At 60.7% G+C, this 24,208-nt stretch carries 19 protein-coding genes and 1 CRISPR repeat array; of the genes, 6 read left to right on the top strand and 13 right to left on the bottom strand.

Translation table 11 applies throughout. The features are described from left to right. Positions 1-96: 96 nt before the first annotated feature. Positions 97-1,983, bottom strand: coding sequence for an ATP-dependent zinc metalloprotease FtsH (gene ftsH, locus NW851_RS06195; RefSeq protein ID WP_414334292.1), 1,887 nt, complete (start codon positions 1,981-1,983; stop codon positions 97-99). Positions 1,984-2,143: 160 nt separating this feature from the next. Beyond that, complete coding sequence (locus tag NW851_RS06190; protein ID WP_414334290.1) at positions 2,144-3,019, bottom strand: SDR family NAD(P)-dependent oxidoreductase; 876 nt, start codon at positions 3,017-3,019, stop codon at positions 2,144-2,146. A gap of 218 nt (positions 3,020-3,237) precedes the next feature. Between NW851_RS06190 and NW851_RS06185 the strand changes: the two genes are divergently transcribed. Further along, positions 3,238-3,819 (top strand): hypothetical protein, encoded by a 582-nt coding sequence (locus tag NW851_RS06185; protein WP_414337308.1) that lies wholly within the window; start codon positions 3,238-3,240, stop codon positions 3,817-3,819. A gap of 47 nt (positions 3,820-3,866) precedes the next feature. On the opposite strand, the gene NW851_RS06180 is transcribed toward NW851_RS06185, so the two are convergent. The 4 genes from NW851_RS06180 to NW851_RS06165 form a co-directional block, all read right to left on the bottom strand. Then, complete coding sequence (locus tag NW851_RS06180) at positions 3,867-6,410, bottom strand: DNA gyrase/topoisomerase IV subunit A (RefSeq protein ID WP_414337307.1); 2,544 nt, start codon at positions 6,408-6,410, stop codon at positions 3,867-3,869. Between the two features lie 417 nt (positions 6,411-6,827). Then, a complete protein-coding gene (locus tag NW851_RS06175) occupies positions 6,828-7,997 on the bottom strand; it encodes a CAP domain-containing protein (protein WP_414337306.1) in 1,170 nt (389 codons plus the stop codon). Between the two features lie 16 nt (positions 7,998-8,013). Next, positions 8,014-8,169 carry a hypothetical protein gene (locus tag NW851_RS06170; protein ID WP_414337305.1) on the bottom strand — a complete coding sequence of 52 codons (156 nt, stop codon included), beginning with the start codon at positions 8,167-8,169 and terminating at the stop codon, positions 8,014-8,016. A gap of 269 nt (positions 8,170-8,438) precedes the next feature. Continuing rightward, on the bottom strand, positions 8,439-8,924 hold the full coding sequence (locus tag NW851_RS06165) for an ureidoglycolate lyase (protein ID WP_414335449.1): 486 nt from the start codon (positions 8,922-8,924) through the stop codon (positions 8,439-8,441). 192 nt (positions 8,925-9,116) lie between these two features. On the opposite strand from NW851_RS06165, the gene NW851_RS06160 reads away from it, so the two are divergent. Next, on the top strand, positions 9,117-9,878 hold the full coding sequence (locus NW851_RS06160; protein ID WP_414337304.1) for a hypothetical protein: 762 nt from the start codon (positions 9,117-9,119) through the stop codon (positions 9,876-9,878). Between the two features lie 15 nt (positions 9,879-9,893). Here the strand turns inward: NW851_RS06160 and NW851_RS06155 are convergent, their stop codons facing one another. The 5 genes from NW851_RS06155 to ccsB all read right to left on the bottom strand — a co-directional run bounded on the left by NW851_RS06155 (position 9,894) and on the right by ccsB (position 16,239). Beyond that, positions 9,894-11,243: an adenylosuccinate synthase gene (locus tag NW851_RS06155; RefSeq protein WP_414335446.1), complete on the bottom strand. Its 1,350-nt coding sequence runs from the start codon at positions 11,241-11,243 to the stop codon at positions 9,894-9,896. Between the two features lie 139 nt (positions 11,244-11,382). Beyond that, on the bottom strand, positions 11,383-12,852 hold the full coding sequence (locus NW851_RS06150; RefSeq protein WP_414335445.1) for a S41 family peptidase: 1,470 nt from the start codon (positions 12,850-12,852) through the stop codon (positions 11,383-11,385). Between the two features lie 209 nt (positions 12,853-13,061). After that, on the bottom strand, positions 13,062-14,672 hold the full coding sequence (gene tig, locus NW851_RS06145; protein WP_414335443.1) for a trigger factor: 1,611 nt from the start codon (positions 14,670-14,672) through the stop codon (positions 13,062-13,064). 88 nt (positions 14,673-14,760) lie between these two features. Beyond that, a complete protein-coding gene (locus tag NW851_RS06140; protein ID WP_414335441.1) occupies positions 14,761-15,144 on the bottom strand; it encodes a LapA family protein in 384 nt (127 codons plus the stop codon). 84 nt (positions 15,145-15,228) lie between these two features. Next, entirely contained in the window at positions 15,229-16,239 is a 1,011-nt protein-coding gene (gene ccsB / locus NW851_RS06135) for a c-type cytochrome biogenesis protein CcsB (RefSeq protein ID WP_414335454.1), read from the bottom strand. A 239-nt stretch (positions 16,240-16,478) separates the two neighbouring features. Between ccsB and NW851_RS06130 the strand changes: the two genes are divergently transcribed. Together NW851_RS06130 and NW851_RS06125 are read left to right on the top strand one after the other, a co-directional pair. Continuing rightward, complete coding sequence (locus NW851_RS06130; protein WP_414337303.1) at positions 16,479-17,759, top strand: hypothetical protein; 1,281 nt, start codon at positions 16,479-16,481, stop codon at positions 17,757-17,759. Between the two features lie 668 nt (positions 17,760-18,427). Further along, positions 18,428-19,384 (top strand): sigma-70 family RNA polymerase sigma factor, encoded by a 957-nt coding sequence (locus NW851_RS06125; protein ID WP_414335953.1) that lies wholly within the window; start codon positions 18,428-18,430, stop codon positions 19,382-19,384. Here the strand turns inward: NW851_RS06125 and gcvT are convergent. Together gcvT and NW851_RS06115 are read right to left on the bottom strand one after the other, a co-directional pair. Further along, positions 19,381-20,505 carry a glycine cleavage system aminomethyltransferase GcvT gene (gene gcvT / locus NW851_RS06120; RefSeq protein WP_414335951.1) on the bottom strand — a complete coding sequence of 375 codons (1,125 nt, stop codon included), beginning with the start codon at positions 20,503-20,505 and terminating at the stop codon, positions 19,381-19,383. The genes NW851_RS06125 and gcvT overlap by 4 nt on opposite strands. Positions 20,506-20,667: 162 nt before the next feature. Further along, a complete protein-coding gene (locus NW851_RS06115) occupies positions 20,668-21,795 on the bottom strand; it encodes an energy transducer TonB (RefSeq protein WP_414337302.1) in 1,128 nt (375 codons plus the stop codon). A gap of 256 nt (positions 21,796-22,051) precedes the next feature. Between NW851_RS06115 and NW851_RS06110 the strand changes: the two genes are divergently transcribed. Next, entirely contained in the window at positions 22,052-22,540 is a 489-nt protein-coding gene (locus NW851_RS06110) for a VOC family protein (protein WP_414335947.1), read from the top strand. Between the two features lie 19 nt (positions 22,541-22,559). Beyond that, positions 22,560-23,411 (top strand): Tab2 family RNA-binding protein, encoded by an 852-nt coding sequence (locus tag NW851_RS06105; RefSeq protein WP_414337301.1) that lies wholly within the window; start codon positions 22,560-22,562, stop codon positions 23,409-23,411. Between the two features lie 259 nt (positions 23,412-23,670). Then, a CRISPR array of direct repeats spans positions 23,671-24,155; the repeat unit is 36 nt; unit sequence GGTTCCCCTTCGGGGGGATCCCTAGAAATTGGAAAC. Positions 24,156-24,208: the final 53 nt, after the last annotated feature.

Genomic DNA, 24,208 nt, shown 5'->3' with positions numbered 1-24,208 from the left:
AGGCAAAGAGGGCAGCCGCCGGGACCCAACCCCCAACAACCGCCCTCCCAAGTTAATCCATGCAACACCCCAGACCAACCATCTAGAGAGGATCCCTCAGATCAACTTTGGACTGGGCAAGCCGACCTTCTCTGGGATGGGCACATACTCTGAGACAATCGCCCGGAACTCGTCCCCATCCAACGTCTCCCGCTCTACCAAAGTATCGGCCAGGCGATCCAGCAGAACGCGGTGTTCCAACAAAATTTGCTTGGCTTTCTGGTAGCAGCTCTCCAGGATCTGCCGCACCTGGCGGTCGATCTTGGCGGCCACGTCCTCGGAGTACTCGACGCGGTTCATCCAGCCGCCGCCCAAGAATACCTCGTTGTTGGGCGGATCCAACATCAGCGGCCCCAGCTCGGACATGCCAAAGCGGGTCACCATCTGCCGCACCAGATTCGTGTTCTGCTGCAGGTCGTTGCTGGCTCCGGTGGTCACTTCCGAGTAGCCGAAAACGATCTCCTCAGCCGCCCGACCGCCAAAGCCCACAACCACCCGATCCAACAGCCAAGCGCGGCTGTACATGCCGGAGTCGATCTGCTCTTCGTTAGGCAGTTGCTGGGCAAAGCCACCCGCGCCGCCGGAACGAGGAATAATCGTCACCTTGTTCAAGGGATCCGCATGGGGCAGCAGCGTCATCAGCAGAGCATGGCCGCACTCGTGGTAAGCGATCAGGCGCTTGCTCTTGCCGTCCAATAGCGGCGGCTTGGTCAGGCCGATGGTGATGCGGTCGATGGCATCGTCGATGTCTTGGTTGGTGATGGCCATGCGCTGACGGCGGGCCGCCAAAATGGCTGCCTCATTGAGCAGGTTGGCCAGATCCGCACCAGCAAAGCCGGGAGTGCGGCGGGCAATGGCCTCCAGGCTGACCTCTTCTGCCAACTTTTTGTTGCGGGCATGCACGCGCAAGATCTCGTAGCGCCCCTTAAAGGTGGGCCGATCCACCGTAACCTGGCGGTCAAACCGCCCCGGACGCAGGAGAGCCGCATCCAACACATCCGGGCGGTTGGTGGCCGCAATCACGATGATGCCGGTGTTGCCCTCAAAGCCGTCCATCTCCGTGAGCAACTGGTTCAGGGTTTGCTCGCGTTCGTCGTTGCCACCGCCGATGCCGGCCCCCCGCTGTCGGCCCACCGCGTCGATCTCGTCGATGAAGATGATACAGGGAGCATTCTCCTTGGCCTTCTTGAAGAGATCCCGCACGCGAGAGGCCCCCACCCCGACAAACATCTCCACAAACTCAGAGCCGGAAAGGCTGAAAAAGGGCACCCCTGCCTCGCCAGCAATGGCTTTGGCCAAGAGGGTTTTACCCGTCCCCGGCGGCCCCACCAGCAACACGCCTTTGGGGATCTTGGCCCCCACCGCGGTGAAGCGCTCCGGCTTCTTCAGAAAGGTAACCACCTCTTGCAGCTCTTCTTTGGCCTCTTCGATCCCGGCCACATCGTCGAACTTAACACCGGTTTTGGCTTCCATCTGGAAGCGGGCCCGCGACTTGCCGAAGTTCATCGCCTGCCCGGGGCCGCCCGCTCCCCCACCGGCGCGCCGCAGGAACAAGAACAGCCCCCCCAACAGCAGCACCGGGATGATCAGGTTACCCAAAATCGCCCAGAAGGCGCTGCCGTCGCGGGTGGGCACCACGGCCACCTCGATCCCCTGCTCGGTGAGGCGATCCACCAGTTGCGGCACGGTGTTGGGCAGCAGGTTCACTCGGTAGCGGGTGGAATGCTGTGTCTGCGGATCGACAGCTGTAACTTCGGCAACCAGGTTGTTGTCCGTGAGGCGCACATCGGTAACCCGCCCCTCCTCGACGTAGCGCAAAAAGCGATCGTAGGTGAGGGCAGAGGCGAGGGCAGCGTGGGCAGGAACCAGACCAGATCCCTGCCAGAGACAAAGGCCCAGCACAAGGGCGATCAACCAGCGCTGGGCAGATAGAGGCTTGTTCATAAGGAAGAGGAACACCCGGTGATTAAAAGTCCTTTAACAAACTTAACCTGTCCATCCTGGAAGACACAACCCTGCCCTGGCCTCGATGAGATCTCCAACTCCAATGAACTTGAGATCTTGCTGATGGGGATCCCTGCCGGAGTGGGATGATCCCCTGCAACTAGGCCGAGCCGGAGGATCCCAGCCGATCCAGCCCATAGACCCGCCGCCACATTTGGTCGGCCAGAGCGGCGGGCAGCAGCCGCATCAGCCCCAGCGCCACCTTGCCGCCGGTGAAAGCAGTGTAGCGGTCGGAAGGGTGGGGATCCGTCATGGCTCTCAGGATCGGCTCCACCACCTTCTCCACCGGCCAGGCCATTTTGTTGAACGAGCTGGCCAGATCGGCAGTTTTGTCCAAGATCGCCTTGTAGGGGCCATTTGGGTTGACAACAGCAGCAAAGGTCTCTTCAGCCACGCGGCCAAACTCGGTGGCCACCGGCCCCGGCTCGATCAAGATAACCTTGATGCCGAAGGGGGCCACTTCCACCCGCAGGGCGTCGCTGAGGGCCTCCACGGCGAACTTGGTGGCGTTGTAGACGCCACTGAAAGGCATCGAGATCTGGCCAGCCACGGAGCTGAGGTTGAGGATGCGGCCACTGCCCCGCTCCCGCATCTGGGGCAAGAGGGCGCGGGTGAGGGCGTGCAGGCCAAACACGTTGACCTCAAACTGGCGCCGCATCGCCGCCACATCCACCTCTTCCACCGGCCCCATCTGGCCATAGCCGGCGTTGTTCACCAGGATATCCACCCGGCCAAAGCGATCCAGAGCCTTTTGGGCCAGCGCCTCCACCTGGGCCGTATCGGCCATGTCGGTGGGCACCACCAGCGCTTCTGTCCCCTGCTTCTCCACCAAGTCCTTGACGTTTTGTAGCAGCCCCTCTCGGCGGGCCGCCAGCACCAAGCGGGCCCCGCGTTTGGCCGCTTCCAGGGCAACGGCCTCTCCAATGCCGGCAGAGGCTCCGGTGATCAGCACCACCTGATTGGCAAGTGAAGGCATGGCTTTCTTTCCTGCAAACTTTTTCCATCCTAGAAGGATTTCCGGGATCCCTGGAGAGGGGCAACCCCGCCTTTGGAGTTTCCGTATTCGGCACCCGGTATTGTGGCTATGATTAGATGAACCCGGGAAACGGCTAGGGTAGAGCTCGACGGACGAGTTCTTCTTGGGCGGGTGTCTTCGGGTGTGAAGTAGCGAGTTGCGGGTAGGATGCAGCGACTGTGAAGTACTTCCGCAGGCGAGTTGGCCGAGGTCGATCTCTGTCGCCGGAGGAGCGCTGGGCGGTTACCGAGGCTCGGTTGGCTCAATTGCTCAGGGCAGCGGAGGCTAACTTACAGGCCAACTCTGAGCTACGCCAACAGCAGCAAGAACAGCAGCGACAACTGGAGGCCGAGCGCCGCCACAGCGAAGCCCTGCGCGATGCCACGGCCGACTTGCGCACCAGCGTGATGGAGTTGCGGGAGGGGCAAGCCTTTTGGCAAAGCCAGGTGGACGAGCTGCGCTCTTGTCTGCGGGATTTGCTCAAGGAACAAAGCGAACTGGTGCAGATCATCGCCCAGCAGCAGCACATCCTGAAGGACTGTAAGGAAGTCATCCGCGCCATTCTGGAGCAAATGCGGGATGACCACCGCGACTTCCGCTCCGCCATCGGCATTTTGCTGGAGGAACTGCACCAAACCGTGCGCTGCCTGGTTCTCAAGTCGGGCGGCACCCTTCCCAAGCCTGTCCGCCACCCCGAAGCGCCGGATCCCGGCTCCCAGCCGCCTGATTCTGCCTCGCCTGGGGATGGCTCTCTGTCCTAGCAACCCAGACTTCTGCCTTCCCCGAACGCTGCACGTGGCCTGCAGAGCTATCCAATCCCGCCCTCCGGCTGGGGCCAAAACAGGCGCAACTCCCTAACCTGCTCCCCCTTGACCAACAGGGAGCCGCCGCCGGACCGGCCTTGCAGGGGAATTTCCTCAGGAGAGAAGGAGTGTACCCGTTCGGACTCCGTGATCACATCGACTTGCAGATGGGGGTGCGCCGCCAGATCGGGGGGGAAACCCACCAAGCCCACCAAGCCATCCCCTTTGTTGGAGAAGTGAAAGGCTGACACGCCCACTTTACCCTGCTCCAGGATGGGTATCTCGCCCAGAGGCAGCCGCTTCAGATAGCCCGACCGACTGGCCAAAATCAGGATCCCTTGCGGGGGCAGCAACGCCATACCGGCGATCTGTTCTGTGCGCCCCAAACGTAGGGCTAGGGATCCCATAGCTGCCCGACCCATCAAGGGGATCTGTTCGGCATCCAGCCGCAGCACCCGCCCGGCGGAGGTGGCGAGGACAACGCTGTAGCCTTGGTGGCCGGGATGCCAAAGGGCCGCCCAGCCCAGCTCGTCCCCTTCTTTGAGTTTCAGGACGGTGGATCCCCGTTGGCTAAGGCCCGTCAGCTCCGCCAGGGCCACCCGCTTGATCCGCCCCTGCCGGCTGAGCACCACCAAAGTGGCCTCGCCGGGAGAGTGCTCCGCACCGCTGACGCGAACGGGATCCAACGGGAAGGTGGCAACGATCGGCTCGGGGTTGGGGAGAAGGGTGACCAGAGGTACCCCCCGCGAGGAGCCGGTGCTGAGGGGGATCCCTTCGCTGGGCACGGTGAAAGCTTTGCCGCTGGCGGTGAGCACCAAGATTTCCTGCTCTGGGGTCACGCATTCCAGGCCGACCAGAACATCTTCTCCCAATTCCCGTTGCGCCGGATTGCTGCGGGAGCGAGGCCCAGGCAGAGGCAGGCGGCGCACGTAGCCTTTGCGGGTAAGTTGCAGCAGGAAGCGGGTGTCTTCGCCGACTTTGCCACTGGGGATCTGGGCCTGTTCTGCCTCCAGCTCGGCTTCCGAAAGGATCTGGGTACGGCGCCGGTCGGCAAAAGTTTTCTTCAAGTGGCGCAGCTCTTTTTTCAAGTAATTCAAGAGCTTGCGGCGATCTTCCAGCAGCCCCTGCAATTCGAGGATGCGGGCCTGCAGCTCGGCCTGCTCCTGGTGCAGGCGCTCCCGCTCCAAGGTTGTCAGGCGGCGCAGGGGCATGGCCAAGATTGTCTCCGCCTGTTGGGGGGTGCAGCCCAGGCGAGTTTGCAGTTGGGCTTTGGCCGTGGCGCTATCGGGGGCTTGCCGCAGCAGGTCGATCACCCCCTCCAGATCGGCCAGGGCCAGCACCATCCCCGCCACCTCTTCCGCTTTGCGCTGTACCCGCTGCAGTTCGGCGCGAAACATCCGGTTGAGAGTGGCCTCGCGGAATTGCAAAAAGTGCTGCAAAATCTGCTTCAAGCTGAGCTGCTGGGGTTTTCCCTCCACCAGGGCCAACAGGATTACCCCGAAGGTGTTCTGCAGGGGGGTGAGCTTGTACAACTGCTGCAGAACTGCCTGCGGGTTGGCCTCCCGCTTCAGCTCCACCACCACGCGAATGCCGCTGCGATCCGACTCATCCCGCAAGTCGGCAATGCCGCTGAGGCGGTCTTGGGCGACCAACTCTGCCACCTTCTCGAGCCAGGCGGCTTTGTTCACCTGGTAGGGAAACTCGGTGATAACCAGGGCGGGCCGGCGGTGGCGTCCTCTGCCCGGCTGGATCTCCTCAAAGCGGGCCACTCCCCGCAGGGTGATGGAGCCGCGCCCGCTGAGGTAGGCCTCGCGGATCCCTTGGCTATCAACGATTTGGCCGCCGGTGGGAAAGTCCGGCCCTGGGATCCAGCGCAACAGCTCTTCAGGGCTGAGATCGGGATGGTCGATCAAAGCCAGCAGGCCGTCCACGACTTCTCCCAGGTTGTGGGGCGGGATGTTGGTGGCCATGCCCACGGCAATGCCGGCAGAGCCGTTGAGGAGCAGGATGGGCAGGCGGGCCGGTAGAACGGTGGGCTCCGCCTGGGATCCGTCGAAATTGGGCATAAAGTCCACAATTTCTTCGGAGATCCCCTGCAGAAGGGCTGTGTGGCTCGGCTCCGCCAGCCGACACTCGGTGTAGCGCATGGCCGCCGGCGGATCGTCGTCCACCGAGCCGAAGTTGCCGTGCCCCGCCACCAGGGGGTAGCGGCTGGAAAAGTCTTGCGCCATGCGCACCAGCGCGTCATAGACCGCCTGATCCCCGTGGGGGTGATATTTCCCCAGCACGTCCCCCACCACCCGCGCACACTTGCGGTAGGGGCGATCCGGGGTCAGGCCCAGCTCGTGCATGGCGTAGAGGATGCGGCGATGCACCGGCTTGAGGCCATCCCGCACATCCGGCAAGGCCCGCCCCACGATCACGCTCATAGCGTATTCCAGGTAGGAGCGTTGCATCTCCCCCTGCAAATCGGTAACGATCACCCGCCCTGAACGGGATCCCCTACCCGATCCAGATCCCAGTCCGTCGAGAGTCAGTTGCTGAGTCATGGCAAACCGGAGCGGAACGCTTTCCAGGTTACTGTAGCCGTTTCTTTGGCCCTTGCGAGGTGGGATCCCATTCTCAAGGCCAGCCTGTTGCTAGCCGTTGTTTGTTGGCGTATCAATGGGCGTAGCTCTGTCCCTCCTAGGCCGGCCAGTCAGCTTGGGGTTTTCAATCTAGCGGAGTTTGCACTTTTGCCGGCAAAGGAAGGATTCTCGGCAAGGATCTGGCGCTACTTGGTTGGGCTTTTTCTTCTCACTTCTAGTCGAGATATGGTCGTTCCAGGCTAGCTTGAGACAGCTCCCTCACCCCCGACCCCTCTCCCACCCTCACCCCCGGCCCCTCTCCCAAAGGGAGAGGGGAGTTAGAGCGGCGACCTGCGACAGCATTGCGTAGCAATAACGGCGCAACGAGCTGTTTCACTACTATTTGAAATGACTGTAGTTGTTGAGATGGTCGAAAGAGTTGAAAGGCTCCATCTGCCAGAGCAGACGGGGTGGGATCCCCAGCCCTTCGGTCAGGGGTGCGGGCCTTGGCGGAGCCTGAGGGTCGCAGTCGTAGAGGGTGGTGGTGTAGCGATAGGTGCGCGGCGGCCCACCCTTGAGGCGGATGCCGCTGATCTCAAAGAGATAGGGGCGATTGGGCTGAACGGATCCCACCGAGTAGGTGAGGGTTTCCAGGCCAAAGGCGGGATCCCCAACCCGGATATCTCCAACAGGCACCAGTTCGCCGGTGAGGGCATCGGTGATGCGGATTTGGGCTTGGCTGAGATCAGAGAGGCCGCCGCGGCTGGGCAGCGAGAAAGACCAGCGGTAGGCAGATAAGGGCTGGCCGGAAAATCCCTCCAGACGGTAGAGATAGCCGTCCCTCTCCGGGAAGGCAATAAACTCTGGATCCGGCACCGACTCGTCAAAACCGAAGATCCAATTGGCATTGGCCTGGGTCACCCGTCCGGCCCGCGGGTCAAAGACGATGCCGTAGGCGCCTTGGGCATATTGGGGATAGAGGTTCCAGCGGCGATGCCCCACGTCCACGAAGTTTTCCCGGCCCGGCTCGGCAAAGTAGATGTCCACCTGGCGCGCCAGCACCCGCCCTGGGTCGGGGCCGTTCAGCTCCAGAATCGGGCCGATCGCCAAGTTACCAAAGCGGGATCCCGCCGCCCCGGCAGGAGTGAAGCAACGCCAAGAGGGGGGTGGCTCGTGGCTGAGGGCGCCATTGGCCACCTGCAGCAGCGCCGCTTGCTGAGCGGCCTCCAAGAACTCGGGATTGAGCTCCACCGGCGGCAACTCGTGCAACAGCCGCAGAAAGTTCAGCCGATCCATCATCTTCTGGGCTGCTGCCGGGGTGAGGCGACCGGGATCACAAGTGGCAACTTGCGGCTGCTCGGCATAGATGGGGCCGGCAAAGGTGCGGGTCTGGCGATCCAACTGGCACATGAAGCTGGCGATGGGCAGCTCCCCCGCCGGCGGGGGCCCCACCGCAGTAAGGGATCCCTCCCCCCTGCCGCCGCAGGCGGCCAACAGACCCAGGCAGAGCAGACTCCAAACCACCCCTGCCCAGACTTGCTGCAAACTGGGCAGCCGCTGCCAAGGCATGCAAGATCCTGTAGGCTTACCGACCGGCGGGGGTGGGAGTGGGCGTGAGGCTGGGGGGACTGACGGTGCTGCTGCTACCCTCGTCGCAGGCAGACAGCAGCCCCAGGCACAGGAACAGAGCCAGGATCCCCAAGAGCTGGCGGGTCAATTGGGTGGGTTGGAGTGTAGCCATCGCAACAAATCTCCAAAACGCTGCCAGGTTTGACCCTGTTTTATCACCTGGCCAAACCGGTCGCCGTGCCAGGGCTTGTGCCGACAAGAGCAGAACCTGAGAACAGGGCAAGGAATGCCGACCCAACTGGGCCCCACCCACTAGAGATAGAGCCTAAGTTCATTCTCCATCGCCACCATTAGTGCTGCGACGGATCCGCGTACCTTTTTCTGCGCCCAAGCGTAAAGATTGCGTGGATGAATCTGCTTTTTGCCGCTAAATCCGGTTGCTCAAGGGATGATCTGAAACTCCAGATTGTAAGTCTGGAGCAGGTTGATTGTCTCGTGGTCGGTGAGGTTGGTGTCGGCCAGCTCCAGGTTGTAGAAATCGATAAACTCCTCGTGGTCGAAGTAGGGGCCGGCATGCCAGGTGCCCATTTCCAGTTTGATAAAGCGGTCGCCGGGCACCCGAAAAGCTTGAATCTCATCCACTTGCAGCTCGTCGGCAGGCGGCGCGACGGCAATAAACCACTCCTTGCTGTGCAGGGATCCCAGACACTGGGTGCAACGGGTGTGGTGAGTTATTTGGGTGAACCGAAGGCCACGGCGGGGCAAGCGCATAAGGTAGAAGCGGGGTTGCCCCTGATTCAAAACCAACTGGGCATCTTGGCCGTCGAAGGGTTTGTCGTCAGGAGTAGGATAGATCACCTGCCCGTAGAGGGCAAAGTTTTCCGGTTCAGCGAGATGGGCCTTCAGTTGGCGCAGTTGACTGCTCACCCTGTTTGTCTCCTCTTTCCCAAAGCTGTACCCGTTGTTGCTCCGCAAGCCGATCCCCACCTGCTGCCGGCACAAGGTCGTGAAGACCCAAATAGCAGAGCAGATCTTAATCTTACCCAGATTTGCCGGTAGTCTCCTTCCGGAGAACAGTCTCAGTAAAATGGGAGAAATTTGTAACACTCGGCAATGGCGATGCGGCGGGATTTACAGGAGCTGGTCATTTCTCCTTTTCAAGTGCAAAGTCTTTCTGGGGTGCCCGTAGCTTGGCTGTACCGACCTCGGCCCGTCCGCCGCTGGAAAGACTGGCTGCGCCAGTTCTCCGCCTTCTGGGATCTGCTGCGCCTGTTGTTGGTGCTGGATCTCTGCTGCCGTTTCTTGACCTTTTGGACAGGGGGATCCCTGCTGACCTTGCTGGGGCGGATCTGGATCCCCGGCCTGTACAGCAGTTGGCGCACTTGGCTGGTGGAATGGGGGATCCTGGCAGCCATTGCCGCTTTGGGCCAAGCCTATTGGATTTTCCGCAGCCGCCGCCTGCCGCTGCTGTTGAACTTGCTGGAGGAAGTAGATCGCTACAACCGGATCATCCAAGCCATCCACCTCAACGACCAATTGGTGGAAGCCGGCAACCCCGAGGTCAAGCTGGCCCAGCGGGCTGAAGTAATCGAGGCTTTGAAGCTGACGCGGACAGATCTGATCCGCGCCCTGAAAACCGAGCGGATTTTGCGGCAAAACGAGGATCTGATCGAGCAGCAGAGTGAGCTTTTCGGAGATAATCTGGCGGCTTTGACCGCCCTGCAGGTGAGGGAGCAGGCCGGTGAGCAGGGGCGGCTTTTGGACGCCGCTTTGCAAATTGCCCTCCACGTGCGCTCCCAAATCCGCCAACTGCAGCAGCGAGAAGCAAACCTAGCTCAAGACAAAGTTCAAAATCCAGAGGAAACAACTTTTGATTTGTAGTTATATCAAGTTCCCTCAATCGGGCATGAGGGCGTGGATGCGCTTGCCACCGTTGGGATAGAGAAGAGCACGTTTGGGGCCGTGGATGGGATCTTCGACAATAATCGTCTGCTCGCGGCTGGCCCCCAGCGAAACAATGGCAATCGGCACCTGCATCAACTGCGCCAAAAACTTCAGGTAATCATGGGCTTCGGGGGGCAGGTCTTGGATGGAGCGGCAGTCTTTGGTGGAGCACTTCCAGCCGGGCAGGGTTTCGTAGATGGGCTTGCACTGGGCAAAGACACGGGCATCGCTGGGGAAGTGACGGATCTCCCGCCCCTGGTACTCATAGGCCACGCACACCTTGATCTCATCCAAGCCGTCCAGCACATCCAGCTTGGTGATGGCCAGGCAATCCAAGCCATTGATCCGCACCGCATAGCGCCCGATCACGCCATCGAACCAGCCGCAGCGCCGTTGTCGTCCGGTGGTGGTGCCAAATTCGGCGCCGGTTGCCCCCAGGTACGCCCCGATCTCATCTTTGAGCTCGGTGGGAAAAGGGCCTTCCCCAACGCGGGTGGTATAGGCTTTGGCCACCCCGATCACCCGGTCAATGCTGGTGGGGCCGATCCCGGCGCCAATACAAGCGCCACCGGCAATGGGATGGGAGGAGGTGACGTAGGGGTAGGTGCCGTAGTCGAGATCCAGCAGGGTGCCTTGAGCCCCTTCAAACAAGATGTTCTCCCGATCTTCGATGGCTTGGGTGAGCAGCAGGGCGGCGTCGGTAACGTAGGGACGCAGCCGCTCGGCGTAGGCCAGGTATTGCTGGATGATCGGCTCGGGATCCAGCGGGGGCAGGTTGTAGATTTTTTCCAGCAAAACGTTCTTGTAGGGAATGGCCCAACTGAGGCGTTCCCGCAGTTGATCGGGGTACATCAAGTCCACGACGCGGATGCCCATGCGCTCGGCCTTGTCGGCATAGGTGGGGCCAATGCCTCGTCCGGTGGTGCCCAGCTTATAGATGCCGCGCCGCTCTTCCTCGGCCACGTCGATGACACGATGGTAGGGCAGGGTCACGTGGGCGGTTTCGGCGATGTACAGGTTGTGGGTGGAGATCCCCAGTTGGTGCAGTTGGTCGATCTCCGCCAGCAACACCTCAGGATCGATCACCGTGCCGCTGGCGATGATGCAGCGTTTGTCGGGGTAGAGGATGCCGGAGGGGATCAGGTGCAACTTGAAGGTTTGGCCCCCCACCACCAGGGTATGTCCTGCATTCACCCCACCTTGATAGCGGACGACCACATGCGCCTTTTCACTGAGGAGGTCGGTGATCTTGCCTTTTCCTTCGTCGCCCCACTGGGCACCGACAACCACAACGTTTGCCAAGAGCTTCTCCTACAGTCCGTGGATGGCACAAAAAATCCCCTTTGCGGGGGCTGCTGCACTAATTTACCGCATTGCTCGGGGCAATGTTGAGGTCTTGGGACAAAAACGTTAACAATCGATTAACTTTTTCCTTCCCCTTTCAGCTCCCTGGTTTGAACAGGCCAATGGCAGTGACCTGGTTGGATCCCGCCGCAAAGGTAAAAGCCAGGCCCAAGGCATCGTAGTTGACGTAGTAGCGATCGTCGCGCAGATATTCTCGGCTTCCCTTGGGATAGGGCACCACCTCGTTGTAACCGTTCTCGCCGGGCCCACCATAAACGGCGATCACTTCGGAGTAGGTGGAGCCCATGCGGATCCCTTCGCCGGTCATAGCTTCTGGGTGGGTGGTGTAGATGCGGTTGGCAAAAAAGCTATCCACAATGCCCGGATGGCGGTAGGTAAAGAGGATGTAATCTTGCAGGTAAAAGATCTTCAGGTCGCTGTTGGGCTGAAAGACGTTGGCCCCAGAGGCCGCCGGGATCTGATCCACATTGCCCAGGAGGTGGGTATCGACGTTGCGGGTATCCATGCCTAGGACAAAACGGCCGACACGGCCCTCTTGAACCAGTACGGTGGGGCGGGGTGGGGGGCTGGGGCGGCGAGGGGGCAGGGCCAGCGCTTCCAGGGCGGCACTCAGCCAGGCGTTCTCATCTCCCTCTACCCTTTGCAAGGGCACCAAACCCTGCGCTAGGGAACGACCATCTCCCGTTTTCCAGGTGGCTACGGCCAGTTCCACCGCCGCGCCGGAGGGAAGGGCAAAGAAGCGGGTTTGTCGCTCGCTGCCTTGGGTGGGCTGCCCCAAAATAAGGGTGCTACCGCTGGAGCCCAACTGGGCAGCCAAGAGGGTGGCCCCCTGGCGCGTGTTGCCATCCACCAGAACCGCCAGCGGGATCCCGGCGGCAATGGGCAAATTTTCGCTGTTCCAGAGGGTGGGCTGCCCAAAGCGGTCTTCGGTAATCAGCAGCGGTTGAATGGAGCGGGGCAAAAACAGGCGGGCCACATCTGCCACCACTTGCGGGTCATAGCCCACGGATCCGCGCAGATCGAGAACTATGCCCTGGCTGTAGTCTTGGGTGTAGAGGGTTTGGCGGATCTGCTGAGCGGTGGCAGGGGTGAGCTCCGGCACCGCCAAATAAACCCGGCGCGGGCCGATCCCACGCGCCTGGACGGGCGGGCGAGGGCGGTTGAGCAAGTCCTTAAAAGCTTGCGCATTCCAAAACCGATCGGCAGGATCCCCATACTCCCGCAAGATTTCTTGGATCAACTCCTGCTCCACCTCGATGGGGGGACGGGGATCCCCGTAGGTGCGGGCCAAGAGGCGGGTGTAGAGGTCGTGGTAACTGACTGCAGCCGCTTGGCTGCCCGCCCCCAAAGACTCGTTGATGAACAGTCCCACTAAGTAGCGCAGATCCTGGCCTACTGGCGGAGAAGGGAGAGAAGGCGAGCTCTCAGGAGGGGAAGGAGCCGGCTCAACCATCGGCCCCTCAACAGACGGGATGACCGGCACCGGCGGCAAGCCTGCCTGACCCATCACCCTGATGGGAAGGATCCCAGCAAGTGCCACGACCATTCCCCCCGCTCCAATTGCACGCGCAACTCCCTTCATGGCGGCCTGGCCTCTTGCAGATGCTGCGAATAGGATAAACCCCAAACGCTTCCCTCTGCCACTGTCCGCGGTGTCAGATATCTATTTTTTGCATCTTAGAACACTAGATGTGGCTGCCTCGTCCCCCTTCTTTTGAGCGGAATACTCCCCCCAGCGCAGACCTGGTTGTTCGCTTACTTGCCTTTTTTGCCCTTTTTGCTTGGCTTGGGCTTTTCTGCTGTCTCCTCAACCGGGGTTGTCACTTCGAGTTCCGAGCCGACCGCAGAGGCGGAGACAGTTTCGGCAGGGGATACTTCTACAGCTAGAGTCGGTTCGTCTGCCGCTTCTCCGTCAGCGTCCGTGGCCGTCTCTGAAGAGGCTGCCACTGCCTCTGGCCCCTCGGACTCGAACTCCGCCTCTGGCACTGTAACCCTCTGTTCTGAGCTCGCCGAAGAAGTGGGCGCCTGGGTGGGATTCCCCTCGCCATCGACCCAGTTGACTGTGGTCTGAGCCTTCAGCCAGGCCATCACTTTGTTGGTCAGAAGATCTTCGTGAACGACTTGGCGTACTCGCTCCCGATCCAGCTTCTGCCCTTGCTGGGCATAGGCCGCCATCACCTCTTCCACTTCGACTTCCAATTCGTTGGGGCCTACGGCAATCTGCTCCTGCCGGACGATGGCACTGAGAGCCAAGGTGCGCCGCAGCCGGTTGATGGCCTCGGGCCGGTAGCGCTCCATCAACTGGTTAAGGGTTTCGGGCGGCATTTGGGACAAGAGCTTGCGGATCTCTCCCGGCGTGACCCCTTGCTGCTGCTGCAGCGACTGAAGGCTTTGGGCCAGCAGTTGTGTCGTTTCTTGCTCGACTAGGGTCTCCGGCAGATCCACCTCGGTGGTTTCCAAAATGGCGTTGAGGATGGCCGTCTCCAGGTTTTCCTCAGATTGTCTCAGAGCATCTTGTTCGAGGCGCTTTTGCAGGTGTTCCCGCAGCTCGGACACCGTCTGAAAGTTGCTGATCTCCTGCACAAAGGCATCGTTCAACTCGGGCAGCTCTTTGGCTTTGATCTCGTTCAGATGGACGGTGAAGGTAACCGTTTTTCCAGCCAACTCTTCTCTGAAGTAATCGTCGGGGAAAGTGGCTGTGATCTCCTTGGTTTCGTCGAGCTGCATGCCGACAACGCCCGCCACAAAACCGGGGATGAAGTTCTCCTCTTTGAGCTCCAACTGAAAGTCTTGGGCGGCGATCTCCTCCAGGGGATTGCCCTCGGCGTCGCGAGCTTGAAAATCGATCACCACCACATCCCCCAACTGGGCGGGCCGATCTTCTACGGGCAGGAGGGTGGCCCGCTGATCCCGCCACCGGTCGATGAGCTGGTCGACCTGTTCGGGCTTGACGGTGACGCGGGTGGCCGTGACGGTTAGACCTTTGTATTGGCCGACGCGGGCTTCGGGGTACACCTCCACATACCCTGAGAAGCTGAAATCGGCTTCCGGGTTGAACTGGGCCAAGAGCTGCCCCACCTCCTCATCCAGCTCGAAGCGGCTGATGGGGGTGAGCTGAGTTTCCTGGAAGGCCTGTTGGATGGCCTCGTTGATCAAGTCATCCACAGCGCTGGCCATGATGCGCTCACGGCCCACCTGGCGCATCACCAGGTTGCGGGGGGCCTTGCCCTTGCGAAATCCCGGGATCTGGATATTCCGCTCCAGTTGGCGCAAGGTTTTTTCGTAGGAGCGCTTCACCTGGTCCGCTTCTACCACGATTTTGAGGCCAACCCGGCTGCCAGGGCGTTTTTCTTGTGTGACCTGCATAGGAAGTGATGAGCTGGTGAGAGAAGCAAGCAGAAGCTCAATTCTACCCCAACCGCTTGGGGATCGACGGGATCCATACGGGGCAGTTCTAGGCAGGGGATCCCTCGGTGGCCACTTCTTTCACCTCCTGGATGTCCTCTTGGGGTTCGGCGCGCTTGCTGGGGGGCAGTTGCTTGACTTTGGCTTCCAGCTCCACCACCATTTCCTTGAGCTCGGTGATGGTGACTTCCTTCTCCTGCAGTTGCCGATTTTTTTCGCGGGCTTCGATGCTGAACTGGACACGCATCCAGAGGCTATACAGCCAGGCAAGGGCGGCCCCGATCCCGGCAGAAGCCAACAGTTCAATCACCAGTGGGCTTTCGATGCTGACTCCGGGGGCGAAGTTAATCGTGACCGGGGTGGCGTTTTGCATTGCAAAAAGAGCGATTCCCAGGAGGGCCGAGAACAGGATCAGGTAGTTGAACAGTTGCATGATTTTCTCCTTCGAGGGATCCACGACGGCTTGCCAGCACCAGAATACCCACAAACGGGGGTTGATTTGTTGGCCCAAGAGGTCTCAGAAGAACCAGCCATAGCTGTGTAAGCCTTTGCCCAGAAAGTTCACCCCCAGATAACACACCCAAACCACCCCAAAGCCCAAGCTGGCCAAGAGGGCGGGGCGCCTGCCCTGCCAGCCTTTGGTGATGCGGGCGTGCAAATAGGCGGCAAAGACCAACCAGGTAATCAAAGCCCAGGTTTCTTTGGGATCCCAGCTCCAGTAGGTACCCCAGGCTTCGTTGGCCCAGACGGCGCCGGCAATGATGCCGATGGTGAGCAGCGGGAACCCCAGCCCGATTAGCCGGTAGCTGGTGTTGTCTAAGATTTCCGCCAGGCTCAGCCGTTGCCAAGCGATCGCTTCGTTGGGTGCCGGTTGGGGAAGAGGTTCAGCCGGTCGGGGGGAGCGGATCCCGGCGTAGACCAGTTCTGCAGCAGGAGATGGCAGGGTGGCTTCTGTCCATTCCGGGTGGGTTGCAGGCTGAGAGGGGCGAAATTGCAGGCCGAGGGAGTTGCCCTTTAACTGAACTTCCTGGCCGCGGGTGACGATGAGAAAAGTGATGGCCAAAAGGGATCCCACCAAGAGGGCTGCGTAGGCCAGCAGCATCACAGTTACGTGCATCATCAGCCAGTTGGATTGCAAAGCCGGCACCAGTGGCTGGGCCGCCTGCATATCTTCCGGCAGGGCCAGGGCGGCAAAGGCCACAATGCCTGTCGCCAGCGGGGCGGTCGTCACCCCCACCCAACGGCTACGAGTCCAGTGGAGAGCCAGCAGGTGCAAGGTGGTGATCCCCCAGGCCAAGAAAAACAAAGACTCGTACAAGTTACTCAAGGGGAAATAGCCGGCATCGATCCAGCGGGCCGTCAGCAGGGCGGCGATCGTCAAGTTTGCCCCGATCATCCCCGCCAAGCCCAGCTCAGACAGAAGCTGCACCTGGGGAAACGCTGCCCCCCCCCAGTAAAACAGCATGGCCCCCAAACAGACAGCAAAGGCCATGTTGTTGAGCAAAGCCTGCCACTGAGCTAGATCCAAGCCTGCAAAAGCCGTTATCGCCAACCAAGCCATACCTGACCTCAAAAGTTCTCCTGACCCCGCTTGGGCCAGACCGCTGATCCCATTCTAGGGTGGGGGAGGGGATCTTCCCCAAAGGACACATGCTGGTAATGTGGGGATGGCTTATCTGCTGCTCGGCAGGATACCGAAAGTGTTGGGATGTGAGGCTCATGCAAGGACACGCGGGAAAGGCCAGAACCTGGAGATGGGGATGGTGGATGGCTCTGGTGGCAGCTCTTGTGCTGGTCGCTTGCGGTGGATCCCCGCCTGAACAGCCCCAGGAACAGCTACCTCAGCTCGAGCGGGTACCAGTGCCGCCGGAGATTGCCAAGCTGGATGCCCACTTGGAGCACTGCCGTCCGCGGGTGCAGATCCTCAGCCCTAAGCCGGGTGAGGTGTTGTCGGAGCGGCAAGTAACCGTTCGCTTTGCAGTGCAGGGGTACCCGCTTTTTAAGGATCCGCAACTGGGCCTTGGCCCCCATTTGCACGTAGTGCTGGACAACCGGCCCTACATCGCCCATTACGATGCCGATGCTCCCCTTGTTTTTGAGGATTTGGAGCCGGGATCCCATACTCTGCGGGTGTTTGCCGGCAAGCCCTGGCACGAGAGCTTTAAAAACTCCGAGGCCTACGCCCAAGTCAGCTTCCATGTGCTAGCGCCTACGCCGGAATACGTGCCGCAGCCGCACCTGCCTTTGCTCACCTACAACCGCCCCACCGGCAGCTACGGTGCCGAGCCGATCCTGGTGGACTTTTGGCTGGCCAACGCCCCGGTACGCGAGAGTCTGCTGACCGACCTGCCGCGGGATTGGCGCATCCGCTACACCCTCAACGGCCAATCTGGCCTGCTGGATCGCTGGGAGTCTTTTTACTTGAAGGGCTTGAGGCCCGGTCGCAATGTGATGGTGGTGGAACTGGTGGACAGCAAAGGGGATCCCATCCGCAACGTGTTCAACAGCGCTGCCCGCGAGATCACCTACACCCCCGGCGGCCAAGACACTCTCTCCAAGCTGATCCGCGGCGAGCTGAAAGCGGAAGAGGCCCTGGCCATTGTGCAGCCCCAGCCCACACCGACGCCGACGCCGACACCGACACCCACGCCGACACCGACACCGACGCCCACCCCGACACCGACCCCCACGCCGACACCCACACCCACACCGACGCCAGAACCAATACCAACACCCACATCAACGCCGGCACCCACTCTTGCACCACGTCGCCAGCCGCGCTTTCAACTCCGGCGTCCCCGTCCCACCTCAGAAGGGATCCCGGCTGAGGTCACACCTGCTGTGCCAACCCCAGCGGCTGTAGTGGCCACGCCGAAACCAACACCTAGCCCCTTGCCTACGCCTGCTCCCACTCCAACACCTCAACCTGAGGCTACGCCTTTGCCGCGCATCACTCCTCTCCCGCTGCAGGAGCAACGCGTGCGCCAGCAGGGGTTGCGGCTTTTCCCCCCTGGGCTCCACAGCCCCTACTCGACGGATAACCTGTAGTACGCTGGCGGCTCGAAGGTTTGACTCCACATGTAGTGTCTAAGGCTCAAAATTTGCCTTAATTTGCCCTAAACTTGGGAAAGCCAAGACGACGGCTTTTCCTTGGGATCTGCCTTGGCTGGTTTGGGACTGAGGCTTATTGACAACTCTCTCTGAAATCAGCCTCAAAAGGTTGCAGAAATGGGCCAGCAGGCCGTTCGATGCCTTGCTGGGCTGGCCTCTCCGATGGGTTTCTACAGACAAAATAGGCATCTGTAGCGATGTAGAGTGTATCAAAAAACATGTTTTTTATCTCAGTGCAATCTGGTTAACGATTAAGAGAGCATGACCGATTTTACTTGCTTTTTTCCGATCCTATTGGTCTAAGTTTTGAGTAACGGAATCGCTTTATTTTCGTAACATCTACCCGTAGATCAGGGAGCCGACAGGGGCCAGAACTGAGGCACTGCTGGCAGTAGCTCACGGACAGGACTCAATAAATTTAGTGAATCAAATAGCCGCTGAAAGTCTGCATTTTAGGTTGCCAAAACCTTTACGGAAAGGCTTTTCTACTGGTATGAATAAGGTGCTGTTTGCAGCAAGGTCGGCTTCCTAGTGGGAAGAAAGCTTGACGCGACAGCAGAAGAGAAGATTCTGACAGGGCATCAACTTATGGTGTGGGGTTGGATATGTCGGAAAATCTTGAGCTGCAAGACGCAGTGGGGCGTTTCTTAAAAATCATTGGGCGCTACTCGTTGCTCACCGCCGAGGAAGAACTGCGTCTGGCCCACCAAGTGCAGCGGATGATGGCCCTTCTGGAGCAGCGGCGGCAGCACGAGTCACTGGAGGATTGGAGCCAACGGCTGGGGATCCCTTTAGAGGAGCTGCAGCAGATCCTGCGGCAGGGGGAAGCCGCCAAGAAGCGCATGGTGGAGTGCAACCTGCGCCTGGTGGTGTCGATTGCCAAGCGCTACCGCAACCGCGGTCTGCCCTTTCTGGATCTGATTCAGGAGGGCACCATCGGCCTCACCCGCGCCGTGGAAAAGTTCGATCCCACGCGGGGGTACAAGTTCTCCACCTACGCTACCTGGTGGATCCGGCAGAGCGTGAACCGCGGCATCCAAAACAAGGGGCGCCTGATCCGGCTGCCCGCCCACATGTACGAGAAGGTCTCCCAGGTGAAGCGGCGCTACCGCGAGCTGTCCGCCGAAAGGGGATCCCGGCCTGCCGCAGAGGAAGTTTTCGATTCGCTGGATATTGGCGACAACTACCGCGAACTGATCACCCGCCACATGGCGGAGATGCGTTCTTTGAATGTGGGAGTAGGGGACGAAGACGGCACCGAGCTGCAACATTTTATCCCCGACGAGGACAACGATCCGGTCGAACATCTGAACCGGGTTGCCCATTGCGAGGAGGTGCGCGCTCTGGTGGGCCAACTGAGCGAACGCGAGCAGCAGGTAATTGTGGCCCGCTATGGGCTGGATGGGTCGAAGGGCCTGACGTTGCGGGAGATCGGGGAGCACATCGGTCTTTCGCGGGAGCGAGTCCGACAGATTGAGCGGCGGGCCCTGCGGAAATTGCGGCGGCTGCAGCAGGAATACTCCACCCCCAAGGCCGGCAGACAGCTCAACTCCCCAAGCTAACCGGAGCCTGCCCCTCTATAGAAGGGCTTTTTTACCACTTCGGCGGGCCGGCGCTGGCCCCGAATCTCAATCTCCAGCCGGGATCCCACCTTGGCCCAAGTTGAATCCACATATCCCAGGCCAATGCCGTAGCCCAAGGTAGGAGAATGGCTGCCGCTGGTTACCCGCCCGATCGGCTCAGGGGAGTTGGGAGCGTAGATGGCATAGCCGCTGCGGGGAATGGCTCGATCCAATAGGCGAAACCCCACCAGGCGACGCGGGATCCCTTGCTCGCGTTGACGTTCGAGGGCCAGCTTGCCAATGTAGTCCCCTGGATTGTTGACCAACCAACCCAAGTCAGCTTCCAGGGGAGTCGTGCTCTCGTCCATGTCCTGGCCGTAGAGGCAAAAAGCAGCCTCTAGGCGCAGGGTATCGCGGCAGCCGAAGCCACAGGGCTGTACTCCTGCCTGCACCAGTTGCTCCCAGAGCCAGCAGCCCTCTGGGGGGCTAAGCAAGATCTCAAAGCCGTCTTCTCCGGTGTAGCCGGTGCGGGCCACAAAGACCCTTGCCCCTGAGGATCCCCCTTTTTGAGGAGCAAACTGCCCGTGTTGAAAGCGGCGCAAAGCCTTCAGGGATCCCGCCAAAAAGGGCTGAAGGACCTCTTCCGCTGCCGGCCCCTGCACCGCCAGCAACACCTGCGACTCGGTGTGATCCTGCAGTTCCAGCCCAGGGATCCCCTGCTGCTGCAGCCACTCCCTATCTTTGTGGCGGGTGGCCGCGTTGACGATCAGGCTCCAGTGCTCCAGCTCCCCTTCCGGTGGATGCCGGTAGAAGATGACATCGTCCACAATGCCCCCCAGCGGATTGAGCAAAACCGTGTAGCGAGCGGATCCCGCCCGAACGGCGGCCAGGTCGCTGGGCACCAGCCGGCTGAGGTGGGATCCCAGCTCTGGCCCCCAGAGCTCGAACTTGCCCATGTGGGAGATGTCGAAGACGCCCGCCCGCTCCCGCACTGCTCGATGCTCGGCCACCACCCCCTGGTACTGCAGGGGCATTTCCCAGCCGGCAAAGGAGACAAACCGCGCCCCCAAGGCTTGATGGAAGGGAAACAGGGGGGGGCGCTGCAGGGAAGTTGTGCCCATCAACGGATCTCTAAGAATCAAGGACTAGGATAAACTCACCGTCGCCGATTCTCCGAGCTTGTCCAGTGCCTTCTGTCCCTGCCATGATCCGCAATTGACAAGCTGGAGCGATCCCTGCAGTTCTGCTGCGACGTTTTGGGAGGCAGCACCGTGAGGCCGTTGTCAGTTAGCCGATCCACCTACGGTTAATTGTCCCAACACGTTGATGTCGAAGGTGAAGTTGATCGTCACCGAGTTGCCCTCATAGGCTTCAGGCAGAGGCAAAAAGGGTGCCGCCCGCTGAATCGCCGTCAGCGCCGCGTCGTCGGTTTGTTGGCTGCCAGATGTGCGCCCTAAGCGAATGCTCTGTAGGTCGCCGGCTCGACCCACGGTGAAGATCACCACCGTGCGGCGGGAAGTGCCGGTCTGCCCTGGGATCCAATTTTGTTCCACTTTCCGTTGCAAAGCTGCCAGCCAAGGGCCCCAATCCACATTGGCCCGCGCCGCCACACTGGGGGGGTTGGGAGCCGACTGGGTGGGGTTGGCCAAGCCGCTGGCTCCTCTGCCCTGGATCCCAGCCCCATCACTGGGAGCGGAAGCGCTGATGGGCGGCCCCAACTGGGAAGAATCGGAGGGCCGCTCAGCAGGGAGAACCTCCGTCGGCGGTTGGGGAGCAGGCGCAACGGGCTGCAATTGGCTGAGATCCGAAGCCCGCTCGCTGGGCTGCACGGGTAGAGGCTCGGCGGTGGGGGGAGGCGTGGGATCCGGCGTGGCAGGAGGAGCAGCCGCCACGGGCGGCGGGGTCTGGGTGGGAGTGGGTCGGGGGGCTGGGGTGGGCGGAGGTGGGGCTGCAGTTGGGGTTGCCGCAGGCCGAGGAGGAGCCGGAGGCGCAGTTGGTGTGGGGGGTGGGGTAGGTCTAGGAGTGGCCAGGGCAACTTCCGCCGGGGCAGGTGGTGGCACAGGGGCAGGCTGCTGTGGTTGCGGCGGCTGGGGTTGGGGAGCCTCCTGGCGAGGAGCAGCCTGGGATTGGGGTGGACTGCCCTGGGAAGGAGGGGCTTCCGCCCGTTTGCCCCCATCGCGGGAATCCACTTCTGAAACCAGCTTTGCCTCTTCCGGCGGCTTGAGATCTTCTGGCTCCAGAAGGATAAACTCGATGGCTTTTTGTTCTTCCTGGCGAAGCGGCCAAAACCGACTCCAGTAGAGCAAGGCCAGCAGCGCCAGCGCATGCAGCAACAAGGACAGCGCCACCATCCAAAAAAAATCGCGCGACTCGTCCTCGCGGCGGCGCTGTTCAACCCAGATGCTGGCCATGGCCAAGATTGCCCCTTCTTACAAACCTCTCAACACACCGAGTTCTCTTGTTGCAGACTCGGCCACTCCGTCCCGCTGACGCGAGCGGATTACACACTAGCTAGTGTTATAGCATCCGAGCGGTTGGCACTCCTGCGCAAAGGCGTACAGCTTGGGCCTGAGAAGGGATCCCACCTGGCAGCAGCCGTTCCAAAATCGCCTACCTTGATAAAGAGCAGGGATCCTGAGTCGAGCAGGCTGCTTTGCGAGAGAGCCCATGGAACCCATCCGCTTTCATCTGGCCTTTCCCGTTGCCGATATTGCCTTGGCCAAGACTTACTACGGCGAGGGCTTGGGTTGCCAAATCGGTCGGGAAACGCCTGTTTCAGTCATTTTGAACCTCTATGGCCATCAACTGGTGGCCCACCTCACCCAGGAAGAGCTGAGGCCCCAGCGGGGCATCTACCCCCGCCACTTTGGCCTGATCTTCCCTGCCCAAGCAGATTGGCAGGCGCTGGCTGAGCGGGCCCAGGCACGGGGATTGCCTTTCTATCAGGAGCCGCGCTGGCGCTTTGTCGGCACCCCCCTGGAGCACGGCACCTTCTTTTTGCAGGATCCCTTCTACAACCTGCTGGAGTTTAAGCACTACCGCCACACCACCGCCATTTTCGGGGAGCGGGAATGGGCCATGGTCGGGGATGAGGCTTCGCACCGCTCGCGGGAACACCCCTCGGCCCACTCAGGTGGTGGCGAAAGTGGCACATAGCGCGAACAGGAGGGATCCTTTGGCCACTCAACCCCTAGGCCCTGCGCGCGGCCCCATTTGGCAGATGGATTTTAACGCCGTTCCGCTGCGGGATGCGCAGGAGCGGCGGGTTTGGGAGCTGCTGGTGTGCGATGCCAGCGGCCAGTTTCGCCAGGCCCAGTACTGCAGCAACCAAGAGGTCAATAGCACCTGGGTGGCCCAACAGTTGCGCAGCTATTTGGAAGTGGCCCCCCAGCCCCCTTCGGCCATTCGCGTCTTCCGCGCCCGCATGAGCTCCATTTTGCAGCGGGCCTGCAACGCCGTTGGGATCCCGATGCTGCCCAGCCGCCGCGTCTATGCCCTCAAGGCCTGGATGCGGGAACGGGCAGAGCAGGTTTACCCTCAGGAAACCCAATTTACCTACAGCCCCGAGCCGCCGGTGGAGCCGGATCCGCCGGATCCCATCCCCCTGCCGGACAAGTTGCAGGGGGAGCGCTGGGCGTTCGTTACCTTGCGGGCCGGGGATCTGCGGGATGCCGAGACCTGGCCAATGGAATTTGGCGAGCTGTTCCCCCTAAACTGGGAGGCCCTGGCGCCTGACACCATCATTCCTGGGTTGGTGATTGCCTCGCGGCGGGCGCTGCCCATAGCAGCCTGGCTGAGCGGTATGGAGCCTGCCTACTTGACGGTGGCGGAGGGACGGCTGCTGTTCGAGGCTGGCCTCAGCGATTGCTACCTGTTTGCGCAACTAAAAGATGAAAAGCTGCAAGCGGAGGCAGAAGGCTTTGCCCAACGCCAACGCCAAGCCCAAGGGATCCACTTCCTCGCCATCCAAAGCGATTTCCGGGCCCAGTCTTTCGCCGGCTTTTGGCTGATGCAGCATCCCCTTTAAAACCGTTGTCGGCCCCTTACGTGGATCTTCAAGCTAGCTGTGTTGGCAAAGCAACACAAAAACGGTAGCAGCGGCTCCGCGAGCGCCTCGCCAAATCCCGCAAAGGCTGATTCTTTCGTTGACCCGCTCGATGCCTTGCGCCACAAGGCTTTCAGGCCTCTTGCCCCCCCTCTTCCAGGCTCTTTTTTGCCGTCTTCGACCGACCCCCTCGCAAATGGGTCTTGCATTCCTTGCCCCGCTTGGGTTTAATAAGGGTAGAGGTTCCCCTTCGGGGGGATCCCTAGAAATTGGAAACCTGAGTTTCAATGTGGGGTGGCAGGAACTCCATGGCAACGGTTCCCCTTCGGGGGGATCCCTAGAAATTGGAAACGTTCCCTCGTCTACGGGGTAGACGGGGATTTCCAAGTCGCTGGTTCCCCTTCGGGGGGATCCCTAGAAATTGGAAACCATAGATTTGTGAAGGGTGGTGAGAGACTAATCCACCCTGGTTCCCCTTCGGGGGGATCCCTAGAAATTGGAAACCTTACCTAACCACTGCCAGGGGCGGCGGCATTTCGGTTTGGTTCCCCTTCGGGGGGATCCCTAGAAATTGGAAACCAGTTGGTTTACATAGTAAAGTGCTTTGACCAATGTGGTTCCCCTTCGGGGGGATCCCTAGAAATTGGAAACACCTCATCATAGGCACTCTCTTCCCCCCGCCAGCGGGTAGGTTCCCCTTCGGGGGGATCCCTAGAAATTGGAAACTAGACCACAGTCGGGCAACCCTGATAGCCGCTGATCGGTTCCCCTTCGGGGGG

Source organism: Synechococcus sp. H55.7 (genome assembly GCF_047462395.1).
GTDB lineage: Bacteria > Cyanobacteriota > Cyanobacteriia > Thermostichales > Thermostichaceae > Thermostichus.
The sequence above is the reverse complement of the archived record's forward strand: the minus strand, read 5'-3'. Positions and strand labels throughout refer to the sequence as shown.